The organism is Brevundimonas sp. G8 (assembly GCF_902506205.1).
Classification (GTDB): domain Bacteria; phylum Pseudomonadota; class Alphaproteobacteria; order Caulobacterales; family Caulobacteraceae; genus Brevundimonas.
The window spans coordinates 591,127-606,429 of the sequence record NZ_LR732816.1; the positions used below are offsets into that span (position 1 = coordinate 591,127).

At 68.2% G+C, this 15,303-nt stretch carries 15 protein-coding genes; 8 read left to right on the forward strand and 7 right to left on the reverse strand.

Annotation, left to right across the window (positions count from 1 at the left end; genetic code table 11):
- Window positions 1-7: 7 nt before the first annotated feature.
- Window positions 8-1,933, reverse strand: coding sequence for a methyl-accepting chemotaxis protein (locus CHRYSEO8AT_RS02875; protein ID WP_159845988.1), 1,926 nt, complete (start codon window positions 1,931-1,933; stop codon window positions 8-10).
- A gap of 144 nt (window positions 1,934-2,077) precedes the next feature.
- On the opposite strand from CHRYSEO8AT_RS02875, the gene CHRYSEO8AT_RS02880 reads away from it, so the two are divergent.
- On the forward strand, window positions 2,078-3,256 hold the full coding sequence (locus CHRYSEO8AT_RS02880) for a carbohydrate porin (protein ID WP_159845991.1): 1,179 nt from the start codon (window positions 2,078-2,080) through the stop codon (window positions 3,254-3,256).
- A 4-nt stretch (window positions 3,257-3,260) separates the two neighbouring features.
- Here CHRYSEO8AT_RS02880 and CHRYSEO8AT_RS02885 read toward each other — a convergent pair whose 3' ends face one another.
- On the reverse strand, window positions 3,261-3,743 hold the full coding sequence (locus tag CHRYSEO8AT_RS02885) for an Lrp/AsnC family transcriptional regulator (protein ID WP_159845994.1): 483 nt from the start codon (window positions 3,741-3,743) through the stop codon (window positions 3,261-3,263).
- 84 nt (window positions 3,744-3,827) lie between these two features.
- Here CHRYSEO8AT_RS02885 and CHRYSEO8AT_RS02890 point away from each other — a divergent pair, with 84 nt between their 5' ends.
- Window positions 3,828-4,730 carry a DMT family transporter gene (locus tag CHRYSEO8AT_RS02890; RefSeq protein WP_159845997.1) on the forward strand — a complete coding sequence of 301 codons (903 nt, stop codon included), beginning with the start codon at window positions 3,828-3,830 and terminating at the stop codon, window positions 4,728-4,730.
- A 150-nt stretch (window positions 4,731-4,880) separates the two neighbouring features.
- On the opposite strand, the gene CHRYSEO8AT_RS02895 is transcribed toward CHRYSEO8AT_RS02890, so the two are convergent.
- Window positions 4,881-6,374 carry a methyl-accepting chemotaxis protein gene (locus CHRYSEO8AT_RS02895; protein ID WP_236547401.1) on the reverse strand — a complete coding sequence of 498 codons (1,494 nt, stop codon included), beginning with the start codon at window positions 6,372-6,374 and terminating at the stop codon, window positions 4,881-4,883.
- Between the two features lie 200 nt (window positions 6,375-6,574).
- Here CHRYSEO8AT_RS02895 and fliI point away from each other — a divergent pair, with 200 nt between their 5' ends.
- From fliI to CHRYSEO8AT_RS02910, 3 genes are all read left to right on the forward strand, one after another.
- Window positions 6,575-7,933 (forward strand): flagellar protein export ATPase FliI, encoded by a 1,359-nt coding sequence (gene fliI / locus CHRYSEO8AT_RS02900; RefSeq protein WP_159846000.1) that lies wholly within the window; start codon window positions 6,575-6,577, stop codon window positions 7,931-7,933.
- Between the two features lie 7 nt (window positions 7,934-7,940).
- Complete coding sequence (locus CHRYSEO8AT_RS02905) at window positions 7,941-8,351, forward strand: flagellar FliJ family protein (protein WP_159846005.1); 411 nt, start codon at window positions 7,941-7,943, stop codon at window positions 8,349-8,351.
- A gap of 183 nt (window positions 8,352-8,534) precedes the next feature.
- Entirely contained in the window at window positions 8,535-9,599 is a 1,065-nt protein-coding gene (locus CHRYSEO8AT_RS02910; protein WP_201304338.1) for an endo-1,4-beta-xylanase, read from the forward strand.
- Between the two features lie 81 nt (window positions 9,600-9,680).
- On the opposite strand, the gene CHRYSEO8AT_RS02915 is transcribed toward CHRYSEO8AT_RS02910, so the two are convergent.
- Both CHRYSEO8AT_RS02915 and CHRYSEO8AT_RS02920 read right to left on the reverse strand, forming a co-directional pair.
- Complete coding sequence (locus CHRYSEO8AT_RS02915; protein WP_159846008.1) at window positions 9,681-9,929, reverse strand: hypothetical protein; 249 nt, start codon at window positions 9,927-9,929, stop codon at window positions 9,681-9,683.
- Between the two features lie 91 nt (window positions 9,930-10,020).
- Complete coding sequence (locus CHRYSEO8AT_RS02920; RefSeq protein ID WP_159846011.1) at window positions 10,021-10,221, reverse strand: hypothetical protein; 201 nt, start codon at window positions 10,219-10,221, stop codon at window positions 10,021-10,023.
- 195 nt (window positions 10,222-10,416) lie between these two features.
- Here CHRYSEO8AT_RS02920 and CHRYSEO8AT_RS02925 point away from each other — a divergent pair, with 195 nt between their 5' ends.
- From CHRYSEO8AT_RS02925 to CHRYSEO8AT_RS02935, 3 genes are all read left to right on the forward strand, one after another.
- On the forward strand, window positions 10,417-11,133 hold the full coding sequence (locus tag CHRYSEO8AT_RS02925; RefSeq protein WP_159846014.1) for a response regulator: 717 nt from the start codon (window positions 10,417-10,419) through the stop codon (window positions 11,131-11,133).
- Window positions 11,121-12,437, forward strand: coding sequence for a cell wall metabolism sensor histidine kinase WalK (locus CHRYSEO8AT_RS02930; protein WP_159846018.1), 1,317 nt, complete (start codon window positions 11,121-11,123; stop codon window positions 12,435-12,437). Before CHRYSEO8AT_RS02925 ends, CHRYSEO8AT_RS02930 begins: the two co-directional genes overlap by 13 nt.
- Before the next feature lie 86 nt (window positions 12,438-12,523).
- The gene (locus tag CHRYSEO8AT_RS02935) at window positions 12,524-13,888 is read left to right on the forward strand and encodes a serine hydrolase (protein ID WP_159846021.1); all 1,365 of its coding nucleotides are present in this window, start codon (window positions 12,524-12,526) and stop codon (window positions 13,886-13,888) included.
- 40 nt (window positions 13,889-13,928) lie between these two features.
- Here CHRYSEO8AT_RS02935 and arr read toward each other — a convergent pair whose 3' ends face one another.
- Window positions 13,929-14,321, reverse strand: coding sequence for an NAD(+)--rifampin ADP-ribosyltransferase (gene arr / locus CHRYSEO8AT_RS02940; protein WP_159846024.1), 393 nt, complete (start codon window positions 14,319-14,321; stop codon window positions 13,929-13,931).
- Window positions 14,322-14,483: 162 nt separating this feature from the next.
- Window positions 14,484-15,185, reverse strand: a complete 702-nt coding sequence (gene ctrA / locus CHRYSEO8AT_RS02945; protein WP_135193504.1) for a response regulator transcription factor CtrA — start codon at window positions 15,183-15,185, stop codon at window positions 14,484-14,486.
- Window positions 15,186-15,303: the final 118 nt, after the last annotated feature.

Here is a 15,303-nt window from a genome sequence, read left to right on the forward strand (position 1 = left end):
GCCGGTCCTAGAACTCTTCCCAGCCGTCGGCGTCCGCCGTCAGCGCCAGGGCGGCGCCCCCGCGACCGACCGTCTTCATCATCGTGACCGTGCGCGGCGCAGCCGTGGCGGCGGCGCGGCGCGGCGCGTGTCGTTGCCCCTGATGTTGAGGCGCTCCGACCTGGAAGCGCGCGACCGCCGCGTTCAGGCTGTCGGCCTCCTGCGACAGAGAATGGCTGGCGGCGGTGGATTGCTCGACCATGGCGGCGTTCTGTTGGGTCATCTGGTCCATCTGGTTGACCGCCGTATTGACCTGCTGAAGGCCCGTCGCCTGTTCGGCGGCCGACCCCGAGATGTCGGTCACCAGGGTTTCGATCTGGGCGACGTGGGCCGTGATCCGCTCCAGGCTGGCGCCGGTCTCGCCGACCAGACGCACGCCCGACCCGACCTGGCTCGCGGATTGGGTGATCAGGGACTTGATCTCCTTGGCGGCCTGGGCCGATCGCTCGGCCAGGGCCCGAACCTCGGAGGCGACGACGGCGAAGCCGCGACCGCTGTCGCCCGCCCGCGCGGCTTCGACCCCGGCGTTCAGGGCCAGGAGGTTGGTCTGGAAGGCGATCTCGTCGATCACGCCGATGATCTGGCCGATCTCGTTGGACGAACGTTCGATTTCGCCCATCGCCGTGATGGCGTCGCGGACCACCGCGCCGCTCTTGTCGGCGTCGCCCCGTGCAGCCTGAACGGCGCCGGCGGCCTGAACCGCGCCCGCAGCGGTCGCCCGCACGGTGGCGGTGATCTGGTCCAGGGCGGCGGCGGTCTCTTCCAGAGACGCGGCCTGTTGTTCGGTGCGGCGCGACAGGTCGTCGGCGGCTTGGGCGATCTCGCCAGCGCCGGCGTTGATGGCCCCTGCGTTGAAGGCAATCGAGCCGATGGCCTCCTGCAAACCGTCCAGGGCGGCGTTGAAGTTGGCGCGCAGGCGTTCGTAGGCCGCCGGGAAGGGCTGAACCAGGCGGAAGGTCAGGTCGGCGCCGGCCAGGGCGTCCAGCCCCTGCCCCAGTCCATCGACCACTTCCGCCTGTTCGCGGGCGGCGGCCTGACGCGACTGATCGCCGGCGATGCGGTCCTCGTCCTCCTTCAGACGTTGCTGCTCGGCCTGGGCCGCCTGGGCCTGGGCGCGCGTGACGATCAGGGCCTGGATATCGACCACGGCCCGCGCGATGTCGCCGACCTCGTCCTTGCGGCGCGCCTCGCTCAACTGCACCTCGGTCTTGCCCTGGGCCATCGCCCGCAGGTCTCCGGTCAGCCGCCGGATCGGCGCGACCACGCCCCGCACCCCGCCCAGGATCAGGCCGATGCTGATCAGCAGGCTGATGATCATGGCCGCGATCATCACCATCCGTCCGTTGTTCGCTTCGGTCTCGGCGGCGTCGTGATTGCGCACCGCAGCGGCCTCGATCTTGTCGGCGGCGGCGCTCATCGCCGTTTCCAGCGCGGTGAACTGGGTCTGGAAGGACGGCAACTCTTGCTGCGCCGCCGCGTGATCGCTCGCGGCCACGTCGACCGTATGAGCGGCCGCCGCGATATAGGTCTTCAACGGCGCCTCGACCGCCTTCAGAACCGCCTGAATGTCAGGGTCGGTCGCCAGGGCGGTATTGTCCGCGATGGACTTCTCGAAAATCTCGCGATGTTCGGCCAGATCGGCCCGGACATCGTCGATCGACACGCCGTTGACGGGGTCGGACGCCAGGAGCGCGCCGTACACATCCGCCCGCAAGGCGTCGTGCATCATGTCGGCCTGCATGTGATTGCGCAGAATGTCGGACGACACCGAGGCCCGATCCAGCGCGCCGCCCAGCTGGGTGTTCATCATCAGGCCGACCCCGGCCGTGCCGACGGACAGGACCAGCACACCGATACCGGTCGCGGTCACCTTCTTGCCGATCGTCCAGCCCATGGTCGTCCACTCCCCGTGCGACATTGTGAAACACCGATACCGGAACCTGGTTAACGGTTTGTCAGCGTGTGGCGTTGGCGGCGTAAGCGCGATCTTCACCTTCTGGAATTACATCGGTCTGCAACACAGAACGGATGTATGGCCATGCAGAACGCTACGCCCTCGATCATGAAGCCTCTTTTTGCAGCGGTCGCCGTCGGCGCCGTCTGCCTCGCCGGACCGGCCGCCGCGCGCGTCGCCGACCCGACCTGGAGCGTGTCGGCGGAATATACGGCCGACGTGTCCGGCGTGGTCTCGCGCGCGGGGCGGTATCTGGACAATCTGTCTGTCGAGCTGGACGGCGACCTGGAACAGGCCGTCGGCTGGCGTGGCGCACGGCTGCATCTGTCGGGCCTCTACAACGGCGGCGGTGAACCCAACGCCCTGGCCGGCACCCTGCAGGGCGTCGACAATATTGAGGTGGGGCAACAAGGCGCGCGCCTGTTCGAGGCGTGGATCGAACAGGACCTGGGCGGATCGGCCTCGCTGCTGGCGGGCCTGTATGATCTCAACAGCGAATTCTACGCCACCGAGGCGTCCGGCCTGCTGATCGCGCCGCCGTTCGGCATCGGCTCGGAACTGGCCTCGACCGGTCCAAACGGCCCGGCCATCTTCCCGTCGTCGTCGCTGGCGGCGCGGCTTCGCGTAGGCGACAGCGATGCGCTGTATGGCCAGGTCGCGGTCGTCAACGCCGACGCCCGGACCCTGGGCGATCATGGCGGGGTGGACACCACCCTGGACCAGGGCGTGCTGGGCATCGCCGAGGCGGGCATGGGTGGACCCGTCCGCTACGCCCTGGGCGTCTGGCGCTATGATCAGCGTCAGGACGACATCCGCGACCTGACGCCCGACGGCGATCCCGCTCACAGCCTGGCCCAAGGCGCCTATGCGCTCGCCGAGGGCCGCATCTACGGCGCCGCCGCGCCGGACGGTCCCCAGATCGACGCCTTCGCGCGCCTGGGCCTGTCGGACGGCGATACGACCGACTTCCAGGGCGGCTGGCAGGCCGGCCTCCTGATGCGCCAGATCTTCGCCTCTCGGCCCGAGGGCCAACTGTCCTTCGGACTGCACCAAGGCTGGCTGTCGAACAAGGCGCGCGCCAATCTGACCGACACCGGCGTCAATCCCGACCGCCACGAGGAGGGAATGGAGCTGACCTATGCCGACACCATCGGCCGGTTCGGCGTCCAGCCCGATATCCAGCTGATCCGCAACCCCGGCGGCCTGCGCGACGCCGACAATGTGGTCGTGGTGTCGCTGCGCGTCACCGTGCCCCTGTTCTGAGGCCTCAACCCTCCAGCACCGCCCGTCCCGGATCGAAGCCGACGACCTCGCGGATGACGATCATGCTCTTGAAGCCGCGCACGCCCTTTTCGGGGATCAATTCGCGGATGCCGAAGACCTCATAGTCCTGCATCGAGCGGACGGCGACGGTCAGCAGATAGTCGGTCTCGCCCGTCACGTCCCAGGCGCCCTGGACCTCGGGGCTGGCCTTCATGGCGCGCTGAAAGGCGTCCATCACCCCGCGATCCTGGGTGTTCATCTCGACCTGGACATGCAGGACGATGCGCGGCTCGACGCGGGCCGGATCGATGACGGCGACATCGGCGGCGATGACGCCTTCCGCCCGCAGACGACGCAGGCGACGCAGCACGGCCGATTCCGAAAGCCCCACCGCCTCGGCCGTCACCCGCGCGGGCTCCAGATTGTTGCGCCGGACCCGCGCCAGCAGTCGATGGTCGAAATCGTCGAGAGTGACGAAATTCGTCATTGAGCAGCCTTTCGTGACGATTTCAGGCGCATTCAAGCGGAAAATCGCCGGGAAGCGCAAGCGGGATTCGGCTACTTATCGGCCATGACTTCCTTGGCCCTGAAACAGCACCTGACCTCGCCCCTGGCGATGCGCCTGATCCCTTATCTGGCGCTGTTTGCGGGTATGGTGACGTTGGCGAGCGGCACATCGTTCGCCAAGACCCTGTTCCCGATGATCGGTGCGGAGGGAACCTCGGCCTACCGCGTCGGGATTTCGGCCGTGCTGCTGGTGGCGGTGTTCCGGCCCTGGCGGTTCCGGCTGACCCGTGCCGACCTGGGGGCCATCGCCTTGTATGGCGTGGTGCTGGGGGCGATGAACCTCAGCTTCTACATGTCGCTGCGCACCATTCCGCTGGGCCTGGCCATCGCCATCGAGTTCATGGGGCCGCTGACCCTGGCCCTGATCCATTCGAGGAAGCCCATCCATTTCGTCTGCATCGGCTTCGCCGTGCTGGGCCTGGGCCTGCTGTTGCCGCTGAAAGCGGGGGCCGGGGCGCTGGACCCCGTCGGCATGGCCCTGGCCGCCTTCGCCGGCCTGTGCTGGGCGCTGTATATCGTCTTCGGCAAGCGGCTGTCGCACATTCATGCGGGCCAGTCGGTGGCGCTGGGCATGACGGTCGCGGCGTTCGTCGTCGTGCCGTTCGGCGTGGCCCATGCCGGCGCGGCGCTGTTGAACCCGGCCATCATCCTGGCCGGCGTGGCGGTGGCGATTTTCTCCAGCGCCCTGCCTTATTCGCTGGAGATGGTGGCCCTGCGCAGCATCCCCAAACGCACCTTCGGCGTGGTGCTCAGCGCCGAGCCGGCCGTCGGCGCCCTGGCCGGCCTGTTGATCCTGCACGAACACCTGACCGGCCAGCAATGGCTCGCCATCGCCGCCATCGTCGCCGCCTCGGTCGGCGCCATCGCGACGACGCGGGAACCGAAGGTAGGGCCGGAGCCGGTTTAATCACTCCCACTCCCCGTCATCCTAGGGCTTGTCCCTAGGATCCAGAATCCCGGTATTCCACGGTCATGCACTCTGCGGACGCACCGGGAGTCTGGATCCTCGCCACAAGGGCGAGGATGACGGGAATGAAGGGGGGCGAAGGGCGCGCTCTCAGAACTCTTCCCAATCCTGGGTCGGCGCCGAGGTCGAGCCCCCGCCGGCATAGGCGCGGATGCGGGCGCGTTCTCGGGCCAGGGGGACGGGACCGGAACCCGACAGGTCGTGGACCCGCGTTTGAACCGGCGCCTCGCCCGTGTCGAACCGTTCGACCAGCTGGGCCAGTTGCTCGGTCTCGGTCTTCAGGCTCATGGCGGCGGCCGTCGTTTCCTCGACCATGGCCGCGTTCTGCTGCGTGACCTGATCCATCTGGTTGACGGCGCTGTTGACCTGGCTCAGCCCCGTGGCCTGCTCCTGAGCCGAGGCCGCGATTTCGGAGATCAGGGCGTCCATCTCGGCGACCTTGACCGCGATGGCCGACAGGGCCGACCCCGTCTCGTTGACCAGTTGCACCCCTTGCGCCACCTCGTGGCCCGAGGTGGTGATCAGGGTCTTGATCTGTTTCGCGGCCTCCGCCGACCGCTGGGCCAGGGCGCGCACTTCGGACGCGACCACCGCAAAGCCCCGCCCCGCCTCGCCCGCCCGCGCCGCCTCGACCCCAGCGTTCAGGGCCAGCAGATTGGTCTGGAAGGCGATCTCGTCGATGACGCCGATGATGTCGCTGATCTGGGTCGAGCTGCGCTTGATGCCGTCCATGGCGGCGATGGCCTGGCGCACCACCTCGCCCGAGCGGTCGGCCTCGGCCCGCGCGCCCACAGCGGCCGAAGAGGCCTGTTTGGCCCCGTCGGCGCTGCGTTTCACCGTCGCGGTGATCTGGTCCAGGGCCGCCGCCGTCTCTTCCAGACTGGCGGCCTGCTGTTCGGTGCGGCGCGACAGGTCGTCCGACGCGCTTGAGATTTCGCCCACCCCGCCCCTCAGGCCCGACACGGCCCGCAGCGCCTGGCCCAGGGTCTGGCGCAGGCTTTCGACGGCGGCGTTATAGTCGTCGCGAACCCGGATATGCGCGCCCTGCACCGGCGCATCGATCCGCGCGGTCAGGTCGCCGGCCGACAGCCGCGCCAGGGCGCCGGCCAGGGCCTCGACCAGCAGGTTCTGCGCCTGCTCCGCCTCGATCCGCTGCGTCTCTCGGCGGGCGGCCTCCTGTTCCTCGGCCGTGATGTCGATGGCCAGCTTGATGACTTTCGTGGGCCGTCCGTCGGGACCGAAGACCGGATTGTAGGAGGCCTGCAGCCAGACCTCTCGCCCGCCCTTGGCCAGCCGCCGGAACTTGCGCGCCAGGAACTGCCCGGCGTTCAACTCGCGCCAGAAGGCGGCGTAGTCAGGCGAAGCAGCCTCGACCGGGTCCATGAACTGGCGGTGATGGGCGCCCCGGATCTCTTCCAGACTGTACCCCATCGTGGTCAGCAGGTTCTGGTTGGCGTCGATGATCGTGCCGTCCAGGTTGAACTCGATCACCGCCTGGGATCGGCCGATGGCGGCCATCTTGCCGTCCAGGTCGATCAGGCGATCCTGCATCTGCGCGCGCGCCCGACGCTGTGTTGCGAACATGGTCCCACCCCTTCGCGATCAGCGAGTCCCCGCCCGCCTCAGTTGCATGATTAGCAGCCTAATTAGTTTCAAAAGTCTTTCTCGCAAGAGTTGCAAACCGTACGCAACTCGCGCAACGGCCAAGGTTGAATCGGCGCCCAACTTCACCGCTCGTTAACCACGATGGCGCATCTCTGAACCCCTGTTTTTGGGGTCTGTTTTTGCGCAATCTCGTCGCCGCCGTCGAAGCGATCGATCCGCTGGTCGTGACCGGCAAGGTCGCGGGCGTGTCGGGCCTGCTGATTGAGTCGCGCGGCGGCCTGTCGCGCCTCGCCGTCGGCGCCCGCGCCGAGATCAGCCGACGCGGCCATTCCCCCCTGCCGGCCGAGGTGGTCGGTTTCCGCGATTCCAAGGCCCTGCTGATGCCGTTCGGCCCGGTCGAGGGCGTGGCCCCCGGCGCCGACATCCGCATTATCGACCAGGCCGCCAGCGTGCGCCCGACCACCGCCTGGCTGGGCCGCATCATCGACGCCTTCGGCCAGCCGATCGACGGCAAGGGACCGCTGCCGCAAGGCCCCGCCCCCTATCCCTTGCGCCCCTATCCCTTGCGCGCCCCGCCCCCGCCCGCCCATTCGCGCGGCCGGGTGGGCGAGCGTCTGGACCTGGGCGTGCGGGCCATGGACGTCTTCACCACCACCTGCCGAGGCCAGCGCCTGGGCATCTTCGCCGGTTCGGGCGTGGGCAAGTCGGTGCTGCTGTCGATGCTGGCCAAACAGGCGACCTGCGACGCCGTGGTCGTCGGCCTGATCGGCGAACGGGGCCGCGAAGTGCGCGAGTTCGTGGAAGAGACCCTGGGCGAAGAGGGGCTGAAACGCGCCGTCGTCGTGGTCGCCACCTCGGACGAGCCGGCCCTGAAACGCCGCCAGTCGGCCTATATGACCATGGCCATCGCCGAATATCTGCGCGACCAGGACCTGGAGGTGCTGTGCCTGATGGACAGCGTCACCCGCTTCGCCATGGCCCAGCGCGAGATCGGTCTCGCCGCCGGCGAACCGCCGACCACCAAGGGCTATACCCCCACCGTCTTCACCGAACTGCCCAAGCTGCTGGAGCGGGCCGGGCCGGGTCCGGTGCGGCCCGACGGCACGACGGCGGCGCCCATCACCGCCCTGTTCACCGTGCTGGTGGACGGCGGCGACCATGACGAACCGATCGCCGACGCCGTGCGCGGTATTCTGGACGGGCACATCGTCATGGACCGCAAGATCGCCGAGCGCGGACGCTTCCCCGCCATCGACGTGCTGAAGTCCGTCAGCCGCACCATGCCCGCCTGCCAGACCCCGCCCGAGCGCGAGCTGAACAAGCGCGCCCGCCAGTGCCTGTCAGCCTATGCGAACATGGAAGAGCTGATCAAGATCGGCGCCTATCGCACCGGCGCCGACCCCATCGTGGACCGCGCCATCGCCCTGAACCCCGCGCTGGAAGATTTCCTGGGACAGGACAAGGACGATCACACGCGTCTTTCCGATTCCTTTACCCGGCTAGAGGACATCCTCAATCAAGGCATGATCAGAGAGTGACGACGAAATGACCGCTTGGGCCCAATCCCTGATCCGCATCTCCAACTACGAGGTCGAGACGCTGCAGAAGCGCCTGGCCGAGATCACCGAACGCCGCGCCAACGCCGAGATCCGCATCGCCGTCCTTGACGCCGAGGCCGAGGGCGAACGCAACCGCGCCCGCATGGACGCCGAGGCCGGCATGATGCTGGGCGCCTATCTGAACGGCTGGAAGTCCCGCAAGGCCGCCGCCGAGGGCGACCTGACCGTGCTGGACGCCGAGGAAGCCGGCGCCCGCGATGCCCTGACAGGCGCCTTCGAAGAGCTGAAGAAGTTCGAACACGTCGCCGAGACCACCCGCCTCAGCCAGCTGGTCGCCATCGCCAAGCGCGAAACCGCCGCCTTTGACGAACTGGGCCTGCGGAAACGTGCGGTCTGACAACCGACAGACTTCTCCCTCCCCCTGCGGGGGAGGGTGGTCGCGAAGCGACCGGGTGGGGGCGGCCAGGCAGGGTCGCAACTGCCTGATGCAAGACAAGTCCGTGGGATTTCGCCCTGCCCTCCCCACCCGGCTTCGGCTGCGCCTCAGCCACCCTCCCCGGAGCGGGGAGGGAGACATCTGATGTTCAGCCGCCGCACCGTCCTCGCCGCCCCCATCGCCCTCGCCGCCTGCGACCGCTTCGCCTCGGCCGAGCCGACGCCGCCCAACGTCCCGCCGCTGAAATCCATCTCGCCCGGCCCCTTCGGCACGGCGATCAAGGCGACGCAGATCGACGACCCCGCCTGGGTCGCCCTCGCCCGCGCCAACGTCTCCCAACTCACGCCCGAGTGGGAGATGAAGATGGAATACATCCTGGCCAATGGCCTGAACCATCCGAACTTCGACCGCGCCGACCGCATCGCCGCCTTCGCCCAGGCCCAGGGCATGGCGATGCACGGCCACACCCTGATCTGGTACGCGCAAGGCAAGGAGGCGTTCGCCGGTCTGGACGACGCCGCCTTCGACCGCGCCTTCGACGGCTATATCGCAACGGTCGCCGGTCGCTATCGCGGCAAGGTCCGCAGCTGGGACGTGGTCAACGAACCGATCCTGGACGACGGTTCGGCCCTGCGCGACTGCCACTGGAGCGCTCGCTACGGCCAGGACGGCTATATCCTGCGCGCCTTCGAAAAGGCCCGGATCGCCGATCCCGAGGCCATCCTGTTCCTGAATGAATACAATCAGGAAAGCGTGCCGGCAAAGGGCGCGCAGTTCCTGAAACTGGTCGAGCGCCTGCTGAAGGCCGGCTGCCCGCTACGGGGTCTGGGCCTGCAATCCCACCTGTGGATCGACATCCCCGAAGGCGTCATCGTCGCCTATATGCGCGAGGTGGCCCAGTTCGGCCTGCCGATCCATGTGTCCGAGCTGGACTGCACCCTGCGCACCGAAAACCGGCTGGATCTGCGCAAGGCAGCCGACCGCATCGCCGCCCAGGGCGCGCGCGTCACCGAACTGGCCTCGGCCTTCGCGGCCCTGCCAAAACCCCAGCAGTTCGCCTTCACCGCCTGGGGCCTGCGCGACACCGACAGCTGGTATCGCCAGGGCGACAAGGACGACGGCAAGGACAAGCCCCTGCCCTTCGACAGCTTCGGCCGCCCCAATCCGATGGCGGCGGCCATCGCGGCCGGCTTCAAGACCCCCGCCTGAATACAGGCCTCTGAATACGGAAACGCCCGGCCGTCTTGCGACAGCCGGGCGTTTCTTTGCGAACCGGAGGGGGTGTTCGGCTTACTTCTTGGGCTTGGCGGTCACGGTCGCCGGAGCCTGGACCGAAGTCCGAGCCTGGGCTTGATGACCACGACGATGCGCACGCGGCGCACGGGCCGACGGCGCGGGCGTCGTGACCGAGGCGGTCGCGGCGGGACGCGCGGTCATGGCGGTCGAGGGCGCCGGGGTCGTGCCGGCGAAGGCTGCGCCGCTGGTCAGGGCGGCGATGGCGACGGCGGAAACGGCTGCGGCGGTGCGGAGGGTTTTCATGTCGATGTCTTTCGTTTGAGGTTCAAATGTTCAGAGCGGTCGGGGTCCTGCCGGCCGGGGGAAACCGGCAGGGACGTCATAGGCGTCGGGCCTACTTCTTCTTGGCGGGGGTCATCGCCCGGTGATGACGGGCGTGGCTGACCTGGCGGTGCGAATGCGCACGGGCGGAGGCGGCGGGGCGGGCGTGAGAACCCGACGACGGGGCCGAAGGCGTGCCGGCGAACGCGGCGCCGCTGGTCAGGATCACCAGGGCGGCGGCGCCGAAAGCGGCGGTGGAACGCAAGGACTTCATGGCGGGTCTTTCTGTGTTTTCAGCGTCCGGCCTCGTGTCGGACAGTCACTGTTTCGGCCCGCCATCCGGCCGGTTCGGGGCCGGTCGGTGTCGCCGCGTGTCGGGCGCGAACAGATTTGTGTCCGACTGTATCCGCCGCGCTTTGGCCATGAGACGGGACGACAGGTCGCGCTTCCCACCGCTCGCCGAACGCCAATGTCCCAGACCTCCGCCGCCCCTGTCCTTCTGGTCGTCGACGACGACCGCGACATCCGCAACCTGCTGTCCGAGCATCTGGAGCAGCACGGGTTTCGCACGGTGAAGGCCGCCGACGGCCGGGCCATGAAGGCGGCGCTGGAGGCCGGGCCTATCGATCTGGTGGTGCTGGACCTGAATCTGCCGGACGAGGACGGTCTGTCCCTGTGTCGCGGCATCCGCGCCGTCTCGCGCACGCCGGTCATCATCCTGACGGCGCGCGGCGATCCCATCGACCGGATCGTGGGGCTGGAGATGGGCGCCGACGACTATATGGCCAAGCCGTTCGAGCCGCGCGAACTGGTGGCGCGCATCCGCACCGTGCTGCGTCGCACGGGAGGCGAGGCGACGGCGATGGAGGGCCGTCACGCCGACTTCTCGAACTGGTCGCTGGATATCGCCGCGCGGGCCCTGACCGCGCCGGACGGGCGGCTGGCCCCGCTGTCGGGCGCCGATTTCGACCTGCTGCACGCCCTGGTCAGGAACGGCGGCAAGCCCCTGTCGCGCGAGCGGATCCGCGCCCTGTCCACCGTCGCCGACGCCGACGACCGCGCCATTGATCTGAGGGTCAGCCGCCTGCGCCAAAAACTGGGCGACGACGCCAAAGCCCCGGCTCTGATCCGCACAGTGCGCAGCCTGGGCTATATGCTGGTGGGGCCCGTCACATGGCGCGCTTAGGGGCGCGCCTGACGCACGGCCGGGCCGAGGCCGAGACCACGCGGCTGTTCCTGCTGCTGCTCGTCGGCGCCCTCCTGGCGGCCGGGGTGACCTTCGCCGCCCTGGGCCTCAATCATCGCCATCGCCTGTCCCAGGCCCATGACTTCACCACCGCCGAGCGGATCGTGGACTTGGCCGGATCCAGCGACGATCCCGCCGCCAGCCTGACCGACGGTCTGCCGGACGCTGCGGGCCAGAGGCTGGGCGCGCCCGACCCGTCCCTGACCCATGCGGTCGCCGAGGCCCTGAAGCGGCGTGGCGTCGATGGGGTCTCGGTCAAGGCCTATGAGGCGTCCAGCCGCGCCTGCGGGGCGGCGGGCGATCACCTGCGCTGTCGCATCCTGGTGCTCAGCCCCGAAAACGGCGCCCCCACGCCGGTCGCCATCAGCCTGCCGCCCGCCCCGCGCCCCTGGTCGCTCAGCCGCGAGGCCGCCGCCCTGCTGTTCGCCGGTCTGGCCGCCGTTCTGCTGACCGGCTGGATGGCGTCGCGTCTGGCCGCCGGGCCGCTGAACCGCCTGTCCCAAGGCGCCGTCGCCCTCAGCCACGACCTGGACCGCCCGCCCCTGGTCGAGGAGGGCGCGCGCGAGGTGCGCCAGGCCGCCGCCGCCCTGAACGCCATGCAGACCCGGCTAAAGACCATGATCGAGGACCGCACCCGCGTCCTGGCCGCCGTCGCCCACGACCTGCAGACGCCCCTGACCCGGATGCGGCTGCGCGTCGAGAAGATCGAGGACGAGCGCCTGCGCGCCCAGTTCGTCGCCGACCTGGCGGGGATGCAGCATCTGGTCCGCGAGGGGCTGGACCTGGCCCGCATGGAGACCACGGCCGAGGCCGTGACGCCGGTCGATCTGGACGCTTTGCTGTCCGCCATCTGCGAGGACGCCGCCGAGGCGGGCCAGCCCGTCGCCTTCACTCAGGGCTGCAACGCCGTCGTCCCCACCCGGCCCCAGGCCCTGCGTCGCTGCCTGACCAATCTGATCGACAACGCCGTGCGCCACGGAGGCGACGCGGCCGTCAGCGCCATCCAGCACGAGCGGACCATCCGTCTGATCGTGCGCGACCATGGCCCCGGCGTCGCCCCGGAACAGTTGGAGAACCTGTTCGAGCCCTTCTACCGCCTGGACCCCTCGCGCTCACGCGACAGCGGCGGCACGGGCCTGGGCCTGACCATCGCCCGCCGCATGGCCGACCGCGCGGGCGCCCAGCTGACCCTGGCCAATGCGAACGGCGGCGGGCTTGAGGCGACGTTGACGTTCGAGACCTGACAAAAATCCACCGAGCCTGCATCCAGAAAGCCGGCTCGACGCCTCTCCCTGAAAGCGTCACCGTGACGCGCTCCAGGAGACCGCCCTTGCCCCAGTTCCTTCCCGCCCGTCGTCGCAGCGCGGTCCTGTTGGTCGCCTTCAGCGCGCTGGTGTTTGCGGTCGGTCCCGTCGCGGCCCAGGATGTCGCGCGCATGGATCAAGTGGTCCGCGCCTCCAGCGACGCCGACGCCTTTTCCGGCGCCGTCCTGGTCGCGCGCGATGGGCGCATCCTGCTGGATCAGGGCTATGGCCTGGCCAATCGGGAATGGAACATCCCCAACGACGGCGACACCAAATTCCGGCTCGGCTCGCTGACCAAACAGTTCACCGCCGTCGCGATCATGCTGCTGAACCAACAGGGCAAGGTCGATCTGGATGCGCCGATCAAGACCTGGCTGCCCGAGGCGCCGGCCGCCTGGGACGCGGTGACGACGCGCCATCTGCTCAGCCACACGGCCGGCATCCCCAACTTCACCGCCTTCGACGACTATGAGGCGTTGAAGACGCAGCCAGCGACCACGGCCGGGCTGATCGCCCGGTTCAGCGACCGGCCGCTGGACTTCGCGCCAGGCACGCGGTTCGCCTATTCCAACTCGGGCTATGTTCTGCTCAGCGCCATCGTCGAGGCGGCGAGCGGCCAGACCTACGCCGATTTCGTCACCGCCAATCTGTTCGCCCCGCTGGGCATGACCGACAGCGGCTATGACCGCCACGACGCCATCCTGCCCCGCCGCGCCTCCGGCTATGCGCCGGGCGCGTCCGGCGTCGTCAATGCCGACTATGTGGACATGAGCATACCGACCGGCGCCGGCGCCCTGTATTCGACCACCCACGACCTGCTGAAGTGGGAGCAGGGCCTGTTCGGCGGGCGGGTGCTGAACCCCCAGTCGATCACCGCCCTGACCACGCCCGTCCGAAACGGCTACGCCATGGGGCTGATGGTTTCCGAGGCCGACGGCAAAAAGCTGGTCTGGCACAATGGCGCCATCGAGGGCTTCAACACCTATATGGCCTATGATCCGGGCGACCGAACCGCCGTCATCGTCCTGGGCAATCTGAACGGCGAGGCGCCGGACAAGCTGGGCGCCGCCCTGGTCACCCTGGCGCGCGGCGGGACCGTCACCCTGCCCAGCGAACGCCGCGCCGTCGCCCTCTCGCCCGACGTGCTGAAGGCTTATGAGGGCGTCTACAATCTGGCCCCGACCTTCGCCCTGACGATCTCGGTCGTGGACGGCAAGCTGATGGCCCAGGCCACCGGCCAGCCGGCCTTCGCCCTAACGGCCGAGGCCGAGGACGCCTTCTTCCTGACCGCCATCGACGCCCAGATCACCTTCACACGCGACACAGCCGGCGCCGTCGAGGGTCTGGTCTTGCATCAGGGCGGCCGCAATATGCCCGCCAAGCGCCAATGAGGATCGGAGGCGGCGTCGGCGTTCGCGCGCCGCCCCGTCGTCAGTCGATGGCCTCGATCCCCTCGGCCTTCGCCTTCGCCACCATGGCCCGCATGGCAGCCAGCTGTTCGGCCGGATGACATTGCCAGCCCACCACCTCGCCCACGATCCGCAAGGGCTCGCGCGAGCGGTAGGACTGGGTCGGGTTGCCGGGAAATTTCTTGTCGGTCAGATTGGGGTCGTCGATGATCTCGCCGGTCGGGACGACGACATAGATGCGCTCGCGCCCCTCCCCTTGCGCCAGCTCCGCGCCCCAGATCGCGGCCTCCAGCGTCCCTGCCAGATAGACCCACGGGTTCGCCTTGCCGGCCCCGAAGTTGGAGGCGTAGCCGGCGGCGATCAGGTCGCCGGTCTTCAGATCGGCCTTCGTGCCGTGAAAATAGCCGCGTTCCATGGGTCGCCCTTACGAGGTTTCAGGGCCTCGCATGATGCGCAGAAAAACCCGACTGCCCATTCTTGAACGCAAGAATATCGTCGCCAGTTTAGTGCAGAGGCCGAAACGCAAAACGCCCGCCGTCGCCGGCGGGCGTTTCGAATTCAGCGGATCGAAGACCGATCAGGCGGCGACGGTGACGACGCTCTCGGACGGGTCGCGCAGCACATAGCCGCGGCCCCAGACGGTTTCGATGTAGTGTTTGCCGTCGGCGGCGGTGGCCAGCTTCTTGCGCAGCTTGCAGATGAAGACGTCGATGATCTTCAGCTCGGGCTCGTCCATGCCGCCGTACAGGTGGTTCAGGAACATTTCCTTGGTCAGGGTCGTGCCCTTGCGGAGCGAGAGCAGCTCCAGCATCTGGTATTCCTTGCCCGTCAGGTGGACGCGGTGACCGTTCACCTCGACCGTCTTGGCGTCCAGGTTCACGGCGATCTCGCCGGTGTGGATGATCGCCTGGGCGTGACCCTTGGAGCGACGGACCACGGCGTGGGTGCGCGCGATCAGCTCGTCCTTGTGGAAAGGCTTGGTCATGTAGTCGTCGGCGCCGCCGCCGAAGGTCTTGACCTTGGTTTCGATCTCGTGGCTGCCCGACAGGATCATGACCGGGGTGTTGACCTTGCCGACGCGCAGCTGGCGCAGGACTTCCAGGCCGCTCATGTCCGGCAGGTTCAGGTCAAGCAGAATGAGATCGTAGTCATAGATCTTGCCCAGATCGATGCCTTCTTCACCCAGGTCCGTCGTATAGACGTTGAAGCCTTCCGACTTCAGCATCAGTTCGATGCTTTGGGCGGTTGCGTGATCGTCTTCAATCAACAGGACGCGCATACGTGCCCCTCCAGGCAAAAGCTTTGCGGTAACCACCCTGACGAACGTCCGGGTAACCTTGTTCGCAAGTTAAGACGTGAAAACCTTAAGAAGGGTTAACGCCATCCGATTGAGTCGA